Annotated in this window: 9 protein-coding genes; all 9 read left to right on the forward strand. The window is 44.4% G+C overall.

Translation table 11 applies throughout. The annotated features are described in order from the left end of the window. Positions 1–5 precede the first annotated feature (5 nt). Entirely contained in the window at positions 6–1,595 is a 1,590-nt protein-coding gene (locus tag FW774_RS19425) for a RagB/SusD family nutrient uptake outer membrane protein (RefSeq protein WP_197739897.1), read from the forward strand. 33 nt (positions 1,596–1,628) lie between these two features. Continuing rightward, positions 1,629–2,612, forward strand: coding sequence for a DUF5017 domain-containing protein (locus FW774_RS19430; protein WP_149350071.1), 984 nt, complete (start codon positions 1,629–1,631; stop codon positions 2,610–2,612). A gap of 28 nt (positions 2,613–2,640) precedes the next feature. Beyond that, complete coding sequence (locus FW774_RS19435) at positions 2,641–4,632, forward strand: FG-GAP repeat domain-containing protein (RefSeq protein ID WP_149350073.1); 1,992 nt, start codon at positions 2,641–2,643, stop codon at positions 4,630–4,632. A gap of 43 nt (positions 4,633–4,675) precedes the next feature. Further along, positions 4,676–6,007: a hypothetical protein gene (locus tag FW774_RS19440; RefSeq protein ID WP_149350075.1), complete on the forward strand. Its 1,332-nt coding sequence runs from the start codon at positions 4,676–4,678 to the stop codon at positions 6,005–6,007. A gap of 128 nt (positions 6,008–6,135) precedes the next feature. Then, positions 6,136–8,583: a hypothetical protein gene (locus FW774_RS19445; protein WP_149350077.1), complete on the forward strand. Its 2,448-nt coding sequence runs from the start codon at positions 6,136–6,138 to the stop codon at positions 8,581–8,583. 59 nt (positions 8,584–8,642) lie between these two features. Continuing rightward, positions 8,643–9,509, forward strand: coding sequence for a sugar phosphate isomerase/epimerase family protein (locus FW774_RS19450; RefSeq protein WP_149350079.1), 867 nt, complete (start codon positions 8,643–8,645; stop codon positions 9,507–9,509). Positions 9,510–9,555: 46 nt separating this feature from the next. Then, positions 9,556–11,661 (forward strand): beta-galactosidase, encoded by a 2,106-nt coding sequence (locus FW774_RS19455; RefSeq protein ID WP_149350081.1) that lies wholly within the window; start codon positions 9,556–9,558, stop codon positions 11,659–11,661. Positions 11,662–11,712: 51 nt separating this feature from the next. Further along, positions 11,713–13,119, forward strand: coding sequence for a sialate O-acetylesterase (locus tag FW774_RS19460; RefSeq protein ID WP_149350083.1), 1,407 nt, complete (start codon positions 11,713–11,715; stop codon positions 13,117–13,119). A gap of 25 nt (positions 13,120–13,144) precedes the next feature. Next, entirely contained in the window at positions 13,145–14,017 is an 873-nt protein-coding gene (locus FW774_RS19465; RefSeq protein ID WP_149350085.1) for an AraC family transcriptional regulator, read from the forward strand. Positions 14,018–14,022: the final 5 nt, after the last annotated feature.

Consider the following 14,022-nt stretch of genomic DNA (forward strand, 5'->3'; position numbering starts at 1 on the left):
TGAAAATGATAAAAAATATATTGTCTATAACACTATTTGCTTCAATGCTGGTAAGTGTATCATGTAAAAGCTTTTTGGATGTAAAGCCCGATAAGTATGTAGTATCTACCGAAAATTATTATAAGAATGCCCAGCAAGTAGATATTGCTTTGAGAGGGGTATATGCCATTCTTGCGGAAACGTTTGTGTATGGAAATAGTATGCTGGGACGTATGGGCCTGGAAGCTGATGAAGGATTTATGCATTTTCCGACAGATAACGGTACAATTGGTTATTACGTAGTTAATACTACCGATGATAAATTACTTAACCATTGGCGGGCATTATATAAGGGAATAAGCAGGGCAAACCTTCTGTTAAAAAATATTGATAATCCGGAGATAGCCATTGATAAAACTGAAAGAGCAAGTATAAAGGGGCAGGCTTTATTTCTGCGGGGATATTATTTTTTTATGCTGGTGAGCAGATTTGGAGGTGTTCCACTTGTTCTAGACCCGCCGGTTTCCAGTGAAGATGAATATACTAAGCTACCCCGGTCTACTGCTAAAGAAGTTTACCAACAGGTACTTTCGGATATGGAGCAGGCTGCAGAGCTGGTAGATGATGTATCGAAAGTAGAATCTGCTGGAAGGATAAGTAAATCCGCCGTGTGGGGAGTACTGGCCAGGGTTAATCTATATATGGCAGGTTATCCGCTGAATGAAACACCCAGGTATGCCGATGCCGCTAATTGGGCAAAAAAAGTAATTGATTTAGGATTCCATCAATTAAATCAATCTTACGAACAGGTTTTTGTTAACTATGCACAAGACCAATATTATATCCCAGAAAGTATTTGGGAAGTTGAATTCTGGGGTAATGGTACTGGAGTTTATAATACCACAGGTGGTTGTGTTGGGATAAATAATGGTATCGCTTATTCTGCAACAGGCACAGCCAACTGGGGATTTTCGCAGGGTATGGTAAGGCCACATCCCTGGTTGTACAGGCTGTATGACGCAACTGATTTACGCCGGGATTGGGCTATATCCCCTTATAAATATGCAGATGCCGGGAAAGTGGCTTTCTCTCCAACTAACCTTATCATAGAAAGGTATTGCGGAAAGTTTAGACGGGAAAACGAACTTGTTACTCCTAAAACCAATACGCAAACCCCGCAAAATTTCCCGCTTTTACGTTACTCCGATGTGTTATTGATGTATGCAGAAGCCATCAATGAATCTGAAGGGAAACCAGATAATGCTTATGAATACATCAATCAGGTAAGAAGACGGGCCCACGGGCTTCCTGTAACTGCAACCAATACATCAGTTGATTTATCCGGAATGTCTTATGCCGATTTCAAAGAAGAGATAAAGAATGAGAGGGCCCGCGAATTGTGCTTTGAGGCGTTGCGCAAAAACGACCTGATACGGTGGGGCGATTTTTATACAAATATGAAACAAAGGCTGTCAGAAGTGCCGGCAGGCACTAATACGCTGTATGTTTCCATGTATAACTATTATAATAATGTAACAGAGAGGGATGTTGTTTGGCCCATCCCTGCTTATGAAATGGGAGTTAATCCTAAACTGGTTCAAAATAAAGGGTGGTAGCATCATCTCCAATAATTATTTAAAACGAATGTTATGAATAAAAATATAAAATGGGTTTTAGGCCTTATTGTAGTTTTCAATACATGGTCCTGCTCCAAAGAACTAAAAACAGAATATCCCAATTTTAAGGTATCGGTTGCCGATACAATTGTAAAAGCAGGAGAACCTGTAGTATTCAATTTTGAAGGTAATCCTGATATAATAACGTTTTATTCAGGAGAGTTTGGTAATGATTACGGCTATATGGATAAAGACAGTATAGTTGCTTTGAAACAGCTTAACTTATCTTTTCAAAACCAGGTACGCAGTCAGGGCGGTACAGAACCTTTGTGTCAGGCTGATCAGTTCCATGTGCTGATAACTAATAACCTTAATTTAGTTGGAGCGTCGAAAGAAGATTCAGTGCAGCGTATTAAGGATGCAGTATGGAAAGATTTGACAGCCAAATTTACCTGGAGCCCGCTAACCTGTTCAAGTACAAATCCGTATATATCATCGGGTACAGCAAATATTGCAGACTCAGTTGAAAAGAATAAGCAAACATACATTGCTTTCCGGTATACAAACAGGCCCAATAATAATACAGTAGGAAAATCTTCTATCTGGAGGTTCCAGGCTTTAACGCTCACTGCTGTAACAGAATTAGGTAGTTCTTTGCTCATGAACCAGGGTAATGCGGGTTGGCAGCCTGTTTATGAGGGAGGAATAGAGTTATGGAATCCTACTCCATTTAGCATCGCTTCTACTACCTCATACGCGGTAACTATGAGAGGGCCAAGAACCACTACAGAAACATATCAGATGTGGTGTATCAGTAAGCCTTTCATTATAACAGACACTAACCTGGGTAAGAATCCCGGAATAGGCATCAAATCCTATACAGACGTTCCATTGAAATCTTACAGCTATATCTTCACGACCGCGGGTACCTATAATGTGGTATTCCTTGCTATCAATGCTAATAAGGATAGTAAGCAGGAGTCTGTTCATCAGTTGCGAATCGTGGTAAAACCATAACGTTAAAAGCGAGCCATACGAAATTAGGATGAGTAAAACTAAAGGAATATTATTAGCCTGTTTTTTAGCCTGTGGCGGCGGAGTAAAAGCTCAAAATAGCCTGCCTGCACCTTTAAGATACCCCGACTCCACAATTTCTGATTTTGGTTTTGGATTAGACCTGAAACCAGTTGTTTTGCCAAATAAAAATTTATTAGTCAGCATTTCGCTGTTAGGTAATGGTTTTTATGAATGTAAGTATTTGGGCAAAACAGCCGATGGCTCATTATTATATAGTAGGCCGGAAAGAAACGAAGAGTTTAGCAGGAAGTTTGGGGAAGGGAAGCAAATATACGTAGACGGAAAACCTGAATACTTTTTCACAGAAAAACCAACCAGGCGATGGGTTCACGTAGAACTGGCAGATGACGCTCCGCTGAGAATAATTAAAACCACATCCTTAACAGTTTCGGGTAGTCCGCTGGTTGGAGAGTTTACAATTGTAAAAAACCGGGATGGTGTATTCCTGGTAAAATACTCTTATGTAAATGAAGGAAAATCGTATTGGCCGGGAGGCAGTAACCCATGGATATATCCGCCTAATCCGGAAATAGGGTTTGGTAAAGGGTATAATGCCAATGGAAGCTGGAAAGGGGATAAAACCAGGGCTCAGTTTAGTTATGCGGAGCTAAATGATAAAAACAGATGGGAATTTGGCTCTTATAAAAAGGTGTTATCTAACGGCGAGCCACTGACACTCGAATTTTATCAAAGTCCTTCAGGGATATTTGATGTGGAAGTATTAGGTAAAAAAGAGCAGCAGGTTTTAATAACGTGGGATGTAGATAAGGTTACACTGTATGAAACCGCCCTGTTCAAAGGAATTCTGAACTTTTTCCCAAAGAAACTACCCAAAGGAATTTCTTCAACCACTAAGGAACTATATAGCGGAGCAGATATAAGCTCTACCCAACCCATTTATAAAGATTTAACGGCGAGACATGGTTTTGTAATGGGAGGGAATCCCGGGATTTTAATAGAATATTACTTCGATAGAAAAGGGTCTGAGTGGAAACAGCGCCCTGTAAAAATGAAAGGGGGAAACCTTCACATTCAAACACTGGCTGTTCCGCAATGGGTTGATTGGGACGGAGACGGTAATTCAGATATTATTGGTGGCGATGCGTCAGGTTACATCTGGTTCTTTAAAAATACGGGTACAGATGAAAAGCCTATATGGCAACCTGGTGTGAAATTGAAGTCGCAGGGAAAAGTAATCCAGCGTCAGGCCGGACTAACCGGTTCAATACAAGGACCGAATGAAAAAAGATGGGGTTACGTGCAACCAGTTGTAATTGATTGGGATAACGACGGTTTATTAGATGTCCTGTGTAATGATATAAAAGGGGAATACGTGGTTTATAGAAACACGGGAGATAAGCATACTCCAAAGTTAGGGCCTGCAAAACCTTTGGAATACAACAGCAAGCCGTTTAAGGCAGCCTGGAGAAGCAAGCCGGCAATGGTTCCTCAACGTTATCTGTCACAAAGTATAGAGGCCGCTGCCCCCATGCTGGCTATCAGTAGCTCTGGTATATTATGCAGCTATACCCGCGATAAAACAATCCCGGATAAGCTAACGGAGGAAATTCCGTTGAAATGGGAAAATGGAGAAGGTATACGCATAGTGGGTTTTGCCGGGCATGAAGGCAGGGCAACCCTAAGCGTATGTGATTATAATCGCGATGGAAAATGGGATATTCTGTTCGGGCAGGGAATCCACATGTTTCAGTCTAAAGAAGTAAAAGAAGCAAAACCCTATGCAACCGCTTATGTGCTCATCAACAGCGGAACCAACCAAAAACCTGTTTTTGAAAGGCCAAAAGTAATCTGTCAGGAAAATGGAGAGCCGATAAATATGGACAGGCATGGATGCTGGGTGAGTCCGGTTTTAACAAAAGAAGGTTTTGTTAAGGATATTCTTGCAGGTGGCGAAGACGGGAGATTCTATCTGTTTAAAAATCCCCGGATATGTAAATAATCGCAAGCAATGATATGATTATAAACTTTAAAAATAAAGAACGATGAGAAAAAACAGACTAAAACAAATTAGTGCAATAACACTGGTCTTTATTGGCATGGCAAAGATTTCTTCCGGACAGCTAATAGAAGAAACAGTTCCGGGTACAACAGCCGGAAATACCGGAACAGTAAAATTTACATACGGAGGCAGTGAAGTAACGTATACAACGGTACGGGCAAAAGACGGCAATGTCTGGTTACAGCAGAATTTAGGTTCATCAAATGTGGCCACGGCCCAGGCTACAGATCAAGGCTCCTGGGGAGATTTGTTCCAGTGGGGGCGTTGGGATGACGGTCATCAATACCGGTCAGGGTTAACTACCTCAGACACCCCCCCGTCACCAAACGACCCTACCGGTTTAAGTACTACAGTCCCCGCCCCGTTTTATTATAATTCAACAGTAGCAAACAGGTGGTGGGCCGGTGGAACGTCCTCCGATCAGGCAGCGGCCGCTTCCCCAAACGATGTTTCTGCAACAGACGGCTGCGACCCCTGTAAAAAACTACTGGCGGGACAATGGAGATTACCCACCAGTGCCGAATGGGAAACCTTAAAAGATGCAGAAGGAATCACGAATAATGCAACAGCCTTTAGCTCCAATCTGAAAATTCCGTCCACAACCTTTCGTGACGGGGGAACCGGGAATTTGAACACCAATACCAACACAACCCGGCTTTGGTCATCTACTGCAGGAGTAAATGGCGGGGCCTATGTGCTTAGTTTGGTAAGCGGCAGCGCAACAATACCCAACATCAGCCGGGCCAATGGATATGGCGTAAGGTGCATCAGGGCAGAAAGCACCACCCCTGTTGGTTTTATAAACTTTAAAGGCAAGAGCAGCGTGTGGGGCGTAAACTTAGAATGGGCGGTAGCATCAGAATATAATAATGCCTACTATACGGTTAAACATTCCCCGGATGGAGCCGTATTCAAAAAGCTGACAGATATATCCGGCAAAGGAAATTCCTCGGTTCAGCAAACCTATACGTATGTCCACCGCAACCCTGTTTCAGGTATTAATTATTATAAATTATCGCAAACAGATTTAGACGGGACGCAAAGGGAGCTTTCAACCATTGTGGTTGAAGGTACAGCCTTAGAGAAAGAGAAAATCATTATCAGTACTACCGACCAGTCTGTTAACGTATTGCTGGTTGGTTTTGAGTCTAAGCCGAAGCGAATCGTTATATCTTCCATTTCCGGTCAAAACGTGTATGCAGGGAGCATTGATAATGGGCGAGTGACACTTCCTGTAGCGCTTAGAGAAGGAGGATATGTTGCCAGAGTAGTTTTTAAAGATAATACAGTTAAAACAGTAAAATTTCTAAAGTAAAGATTTTGCCTTTACCACAAATCATCGGTAAAACAACTTCGGGTTTTAGTTTAGACAGGTAAGTAGTTTAAGTCTATTTTATGAGGGTCACAAAAATATGCCTGATTGCAATTTTAGTGCAATTAATAATGAGTTCATTTAGGGTGTCTGCCCTGAATCAGTTGAGGCATGGCCAAACAGTTAACATTGCCGGGGCAGATTCCCTTTGGGTAAGCGAAGTTAAGTATCAGGATGCCGCAACAGGTATTTATCTCGGAAGTCCCAGTTTACTAAAACTATCAAATGGTGATATACTGGCATCTCATGACTATAATGGGCCCACCTCAAATACTACAGGGGTTTACCGTTCCCAGGATAATGGATATACCTGGACCCATATAACAGATATTACGGGACTATTTTGGGCGACCCTTTTTGAATATCAGGGAAATATATACTTTTTAGGAACCAATGCTGGTACAGGAGTTACTTCGCGAACAATCGTTATTTGTCGTTCCACGGATAATGGCGCCACATGGTCTGAGCCGGTAACGCTTTTTGATGAAGATATACCCAGCCAGCCAGTTAGGTATCATTGTGCGCCAACCCCTGTGGTAACGTATAATGGCCGGTTATTTCGGGCCTTTGAAGCGTTGGATACGCGATTTCTGTGGGCAAGAGGATATAGGGCATTTGTAATATCTATAGCGGAAGGCGCAGACCTTATGGTTCCTTCAAACTGGAAAATGAGCACCAAGGTTACTTATAACGCAGGGTGGGATCCCCCCGGGTCGGACTTAACAACAACAGGCTGGATAGAGGGAAATGTAGTAGTAGACCCCTTAGGAAAGTTATTGGATATCATAAGGGTTAATTCTGTACCTTATATAGACAAAGCGGCTATTATCAGGATTAGTGACGATGGCAGTTCTGCTACGTTTACGCCCGATGATTATATAGAGTTTCCTGGGGGGCTGCATAAATTTGTTATTCGTCCTGATACCGTTACCGGTGTTTACCTCGCGATGGTTAACAACAATACGGATACGGCATACCCCCAGCAACGTAATATTTTGTCTTTATATGGTTCTACAAATTTGAGGAACTGGCATCATATTAAAACGTTAATGGAGGATGATCAGGGACTGCCATTTTCCGTCTCTGTTGAAAAAACAGGCTTTCAATACCCGGATTGGCATTTCGATGGCGATGATTTGATTTACCTGGTAAGAACAGCTTATGATGGAGCATATAATTATCACAACGCCAACAGGATTACCTTTGGGAGATTAAAAAACTTCAGATCTTACATTACGTTTCCTCCGGATCCTCCGGCACCACCACCACTCTCAGAGAAAGTTCCCGATTCTGGTGTAGGAAGTACAGGTTATGTTCGGCTGGTGTATAATAGTAACGAAGTAGTTTATACAACGGTACGGGCAAAAGACGGCAATGTCTGGTTGCAGCAGAATCTAGGTTCATCAAATGTGGCCACGGCCCAGGCTACAGACCAGGGCTCCTGGGGAGATTTGTTCCAGTGGGGGCGTTGGGATGACGGTCATCAATACCGGTCAGGGTTAACTATCTCAGACACCCCCCCGTCACCAAACGACCCTACCGGTTTAAGTACTACAGTCCCCGCCCCGTTTTATTATAATTCAACAGTAGCAAACAGGTGGTGGGCCGGTGGAACGTCCTCCGATCAGGCAGCGGCCGCTTCCCCAAACGATGTTTCTGCAACAGACGGCTGCGACCCCTGTAAAAAACTACTGGCGGGACAATGGAGATTACCCACCAGTGCCGAATGGGAAACCTTAAAAGATGCAGAAGGAATCACGAATAATGCAACAGCCTTTAGCTCCAATCTGAAAATTCCGTCCACAACCTTTCGTGACGGGGGAACCGGGAATTTGAACACCAATACCAACACAACCCGGCTTTGGTCATCTACTGCAGGAGTAAATGGCGGGGCCTATGTGCTTAGTTTGGTAAGCGGCAGCGCAACAATATCCAACATCAGCCGGGCCAATGGATATGGCGTAAGGTGCATCAGGGCAGAAAGCACCACCCCTGTTGGTTTTATAAACTTTAAGGGCAAGAGCAGCGTGTGGGGCGTAAACTTAGAATGGGCGGTAGCATCAGAATATAATAATGCCTACTATACGGTTAAACATTCCCCGGATGGAGCCGTATTCAAAAAGCTGACAGATATATCCGGCAAAGGAAATTCCTCGGTTCAGCAAACCTATACGTATGTCCACCGCAACCCTGTTTCAGGTATTAATTATTATAAATTATCGCAAACAGATTTAGACGGGACGCAAAGGGAGCTTTCAACCATTGTGGTTGAAGGTACAGCCTTAGAGAAAGAGAAAATCATTATCAGTACTACCGACCAGTCTGTTAACGTATTGCTGGTTGGTTTTGAGTCTAAGCCGAAGCGAATCGTTATATCTTCCATTTCCGGTCAAAACGTGTATGCAGGGAGCATTGATAATGGGCGAGTGACACTTCCTGTAGCGCTTAGAGAAGGAGGATATGTTGCCAGAATAGTTTTTGAAGATAATACAGTTAAAGTGGTAAAATTTCTGAGGTAGAGATAGAGCTCTAGTATTAATCCACTTTACTCTCTTCCTTAAAATTATAATATAAAAAGATGAAGACAAAGAGAAGCATAACAATGATATTGATTGCATTGACACAATTGATGTGTAAAGCGCAAACCGACAGAACCACCGGTCAACCAGAAACCGTCCTCGGCTGGCAATTAGGCGCCCAAGCGTACACATTTAACCGTTTCACCTTTACCCAGGCCTTAGACAAAATAGACAGCTGCAATCTAAAAAATGTAGAAGCCTATCCTCAGCAACTCATCGGTGGTGGGATAAACGAAAAGATGGACTACCACATGTCCGAAAGCAGCAGGCAATACGTACTACAGCAATTGCAGGCAAAGAAAATCAGGCTGGTATCCTATGGCGTTATCAAAACCCAGGACAGCAGCGAGTGGGAAAAAATATTTGCCTTCGCCAAATCGCTGGGCGCAGAAAACATCACCTGCGAACCCGAAGCCAAAGACATTCCGCTGGTATCGCAATTATGTGATAAATACCAAATCAACGCCGCCATACACAACCACCCCCGGCCCTCGCACTATTGGAATCCCGATACCGTGCTCAAAGCCATTGCCGGACAAAGCAAGCGCTTAGGCGCCTGTGCCGATATCGGCCACTGGGTACGTTCAGGATTAGACCCCATAGTCTGCCTGCAGAAGCTGCAGGGGCATATTATCCAGCTACACTTCAAAGACCTGAGTGAAAAAGGAAACATCAACGCACACGATGTACACTGGGGCACAGGCATCAGCAATATCCCCGGCGTCATCGCCGAGCTCAAGCGCCAGAGATTCAAAGGAGTCATCTCCGCCGAATACGAGTACAACTGGGAAAACAACGTCCCCGACGTACAGGCAAGTGTAGAAAACTTCAGGACTATGGTCAGGAAGTCACCAAAGTCAAAATAAAATCCAGCTATAGGGTCAAAAGAAAAAATAACGTAACAACTTATAAGTGAAGCACTATATCAGGACAATCATACTGGCCGGTTTGTTTGCGATAAATGCAGGAGTAGCAAAGCTACAGGCACAAGAACAGATAACCATAGGCTCAGAAATATGGATAGAACCCGGCCAGCGCAAAGAAGAAATCGAAGAATGGTTCAGACTGTCCAGCCAGAACAAAATGCGCTCCGTACGCCTGTTCATGATGTGGAACTACATCGAAGAAAAACCCGGAGTATTCAATTTTATACAATACGATTGGGCCTTTGCCGCGGCAAACAAATACAACATAAAAATAGAAGCCACCCTATGCGCCATACACGGTCCCGTAAGCGCCAGCAAAATATATCATGGCCGTCCGCAGTTCAACGAACTATTCCCCACAGAAGAACTGATGCACAAGTCAGCAATATATATCGAAAAAACAGTAAACAAGTATAAAAATAACAAAGCCCTGGAAAGCTGGTGGCTGCTGAATGAACCCAGAAGGTTCGACGCCACCTCACCCTTAGCCACCCAAAAGCTGCAAGAATGGGTAAAGCAAAAATATAAGACCATCGAAGCCGTCAATAAAGCCTGGATAGAAAACTATAAAAACTTCACAGAAATAAAATACGACCCCCTGTGGACCCAGGGGAACTATTTTTACTGGCCGGTGCCCTCCATAGACTGGTACCAGTTCCAGCGGGACTACCTGACCTTCAACCTGCAGTGGATAGCCGGGCAAATACGCCAGTACGACAAAAAGACCGAAATAACGATGAACCCCGCCAACGTTTTCGAGTCAGCCCACCAATACGATTTACCAGCCTATAAAACATTCAACAACATCCTGGGCGCATCCATGCACGCCTCCTGGCAGCTCAGGTTTATGGAACGCGAACAATACGGGTACGCCGTAGCAGGCATCTCAGAAATATTAAAAGGCGCAGCCCCGCAAGGGAAATTCTGGATTAGCGAACTACAGGGAGGCAATAACATCTGGAGCGGCAAAACCCCCATGTGCCCCGACTCGCTGGACTTAGCACAATGGATATGGACCGGTATAGGCTCCGGAGCCAGAAAAGTAGTGTATTGGGCCTTAAACTACCGCAGGCAGGGAATAGAAGCAGGCGAATGGGGACTGTTCGGCTTTAGAGGCGAAGCCACCGACCGTTCCAGGGTAACATTAAAAATGAACCAGGTGCTGGAAAAATACCAGGCATTCTTTAAAGACGCCAAACCCTATAAGCCCAAAGTAACCCTGATTCTCAGCCCCGAAACCATGCGTGTGCTGTTACACATCGACGCCTTTGGAACAGGCGCCCGGCTGTTTGACAAAGATGCCCACATGCGGAGCCTGATGATGTGGTTCGTAGCATTACAAGAAATAGGCTGCCAGGCAGACATCCGCTATATGAACGATTACGAATGGAATTCACCAGAGCAGGGGCGTATAGCGATATTAGCCAATGCAGTCTCTATACCCACAGCACAAGTAACGCAGATACAGCAATTTGTAGCCAGCGGAAACCAGCTTATCGCCGAAGGGCTCACCGGCTTTTTTGACGAATACGAAACCAATACCTTTCAAACCAGCTTTGATATGGAAAAACTGTTAGGCGGCAGAATGACAGACATAAGATACCAGGAAGACCCTAAAAGTTTCCAGGTAGACGGTCAGGAAGAAAAGCTGCCCGCATATATATGGAAGCCCTTATTGCAAGCCACCTCAGGCACTGCAAAAATAGCAGGAAAAGACGGCGGAGATATCATAGCCCTGCGGAACAGCTTTGGAAACGGAACAACGCTGTGGATGCCAGCCTGTTTCAGCTTAGGAGCTTTGCCATCAAATACAAGGCCGCTCGCCTTATTAGCAGGAACAGAGCTAAAAACCACCTTACAATCGCAGCCCTTTTACTTTAAAGAATATACCAAAGGCGCATTGCTTCGCATGATGCAGAATGGCAATCAATATCTGACGGTGATAACCAATAATAATAAAACGGCGATAAATGCAGAACTGGTTAACACCTTAAAGCTGAACCCAACGGTGATATTCGGAAACGGGGCAGCCCTGGAAGGCACTAAAGTACATCTAACGGGACGCGAAACCTTGGTTATCCTATGGAAGTAATGATGGGTATTCTCTGAAGTCTGATACTGTTTTAAGAAATAAATTATGCGAATGAAAACTATACACTTTATTCTCTTATGTCTTTTCTGCCTGGTAGGTAAGGTATATGCCCGGGTAGATTTGCCATCAGTATTTTCGGATGGAATGGTTATGCAGCGGCAGTCGAAAGTAGCCGTTTGGGGGAAGAGCGATGCCGGAGCTAAAATAACAATAGTTCCTTCATGGAATGAAAAGTTGTACACTACAGCAAGCGATAGCAGCGGTACCTGGAAGCTGAACATTGCTACCCCGGCTGCCGGAGGTCCTTATACCCTGACCGTTAGCGATAGCCAAAGCCAGCTTGTTTTATCGGATATATGGATAGGCGAAGTTTGGGTAGCATCAGGGCAATCCAATATGGCAATGCCGGTTAGAGGTTTTACCACAGATTCCATTTTGAACGGACAGAAAATCATAGCGACGGCAGAAAATCCTTACATTCGCTTTTACACAGGTCCGCAGATATCCTGGGGTAAACCGCTTACGGATTTCAGGCGCAATAACTGGCAGCCATCAACGCCGGTGTCGGTGAGGAACTTTAGCGCTGCTGCCTATACGTTTGCCCGTGAATTACAGCGGCGCTTACAGGTTCCTGTTGGGATTATACAGGTAGCCTGGGGCGGTACGGTTATCCAGGCCTGGATGAGCGCACACAGCCTGAGCACATTTCCGTCAGTGCATGTACCCGAAGAAATAAATGGTGCCTTTGAAAATAAAAACACTCCTGCCGGCTTATTTAACGGGATGATAGCTCCCATTGCCGGGTATGGTATTAAAGGAGTAATATGGTACCAGGGTGAGCAAAATGTACGGGAGCCGGATGCCTACGCGAAGTTGTTCCCGGCTATGGTAAAAAACTGGCGACAGGTGTGGAATGCGGATTTCCCTTTCTATTATGCACAGATAGCTCCCTGGGATTATAAAAGTATGAATAAGAAAGCTCCGCTGCTAAGAGAAGCCCAGCTAAATAGTTTACAAACAATTCCCAATTCAGGAATGGCTGTACTCACAGATGTCGGGGCGGAAAAAACAATTCATCCTCCTGATAAGGAGTCGGTAGGCAAGCGCCTGGCTTATATCGCTTTGGCAAAAACGTATCATCAGCCTATCGCGTGGTCCGGGCCGGTATATCGGAATATGCAGGCAGAACATAATGCCTTGCTGCTGAGCTTTGGCCATGCCGAAGGTCTGCATTTTTCGGGTACAACATCGGATAATTTTGAAATAGCCGGAGCCGACCGGGTATTTTATCCGGCGAAAGCCCTCATAACAGGGAATAAAATACGTGTGAGTGCTGAACAGGTAGTCCGACCAGTGGCAGCCCGGTATGCGTTTAAAGGCTGGGTTGCAGGCGATTTATTTAATAAAGACGGTCTGCCTGCATCATCTTTCAGAACAGATAACTGGCCGGTAAACTGAGCCAAACCCAATAATAAGCCGGAAAATGAAGGCCAGCTTACATACCGTAATACCTGAGCATCAGCATTCATACCGGGTGTTCCACACGATTCAGCCGCATTTCGGCACCGTATGGCATTACCATCCTGAACTGGAGCTTCATTATATTATCCGGGGCGAAGGAATACGTTTTATCGGCGACAGTATAGACCACTTTAGTTCGGGCGAGCTGGTGTTACTGGGAGCAAACCTGCCTCATACCTGGCGCTGTCGCGAAGAATATTTCAGGAATGATAGCGATAAAGTTGCCGAAGCTATGGTAGTACAATTTTTGCCGGAATGTTTAGGTTGTGATTTCCTGGAATTACCCGAATCCTGGCCACTCACCCGTCTGTTTGATAAGGCATCTGCCGGAATGTTCATCAGGGGTAAAAGTAAGGATGAAGTGTGCCGGCTGATGCAGCATGCTATGCTGGCTGATGGACTGGAGCGGTTGGTGATTTTATTGCGCATATTAAAAATTCTTGCTCATACAGAAGAATATCACCCGATTTCAGCAACTAATAACTTTCGGCCAAAGGAGGCCGACCGGCTACGGTTAAACCGTATTTACGATTATACATTAACCCATTACAGGAATGCCATCAGCCTGAATGAAATAGCAGCAATATGTCATACCAGCATTGCCAATTTTTGCCGCTACTTTAAGCAGATAACGAGGAAAACGTACAGCAACTTTTTAACAGAGGTGCGCATTAATCAGGCCTGCAGGATGTTACTTGAGACCAGCAATACCGTAACGTATATCAGCTACGAATGCGGATTTAATACTACCGCCAGCTTCTACCATCATTTTAAAAAATTAAAAGGGGTTACTCCGTCAGTATATAAGAAAAGCCTGTTCAGGGATTGTCTTTAATAAGT

This window comes from Pedobacter sp. BS3, assembly GCF_008274585.1.
Lineage (GTDB): Bacteria > Bacteroidota > Bacteroidia > Sphingobacteriales > Sphingobacteriaceae > Hufsiella_A.

Excerpts from the sequence above, each read along its gene's own strand:
- FW774_RS19465 (WP_149350085.1), top strand. The coding sequence starts at position 13,145 with ATGAAGGCCAGCTTACATACCGTAATACCTGAGCATCAGCATTCATAC.
- FW774_RS19460 (WP_149350083.1), top strand. The coding sequence starts at position 11,713 with ATGAAAACTATACACTTTATTCTCTTATGTCTTTTCTGCCTGGTAGGT.
- FW774_RS19430 (WP_149350071.1), top strand. The coding sequence starts at position 1,629 with ATGAATAAAAATATAAAATGGGTTTTAGGCCTTATTGTAGTTTTCAAT.
- FW774_RS19450 (WP_149350079.1), top strand. The coding sequence starts at position 8,643 with ATGAAGACAAAGAGAAGCATAACAATGATATTGATTGCATTGACACAA.
- FW774_RS19425 (WP_197739897.1), top strand. The coding sequence starts at position 6 with ATGATAAAAAATATATTGTCTATAACACTATTTGCTTCAATGCTGGTA.
- FW774_RS19435 (WP_149350073.1), top strand. The coding sequence starts at position 2,641 with ATGAGTAAAACTAAAGGAATATTATTAGCCTGTTTTTTAGCCTGTGGC.
- FW774_RS19445 (WP_149350077.1), top strand. The coding sequence starts at position 6,136 with ATGAGTTCATTTAGGGTGTCTGCCCTGAATCAGTTGAGGCATGGCCAA.
- FW774_RS19440 (WP_149350075.1), top strand. The coding sequence starts at position 4,676 with ATGAGAAAAAACAGACTAAAACAAATTAGTGCAATAACACTGGTCTTT.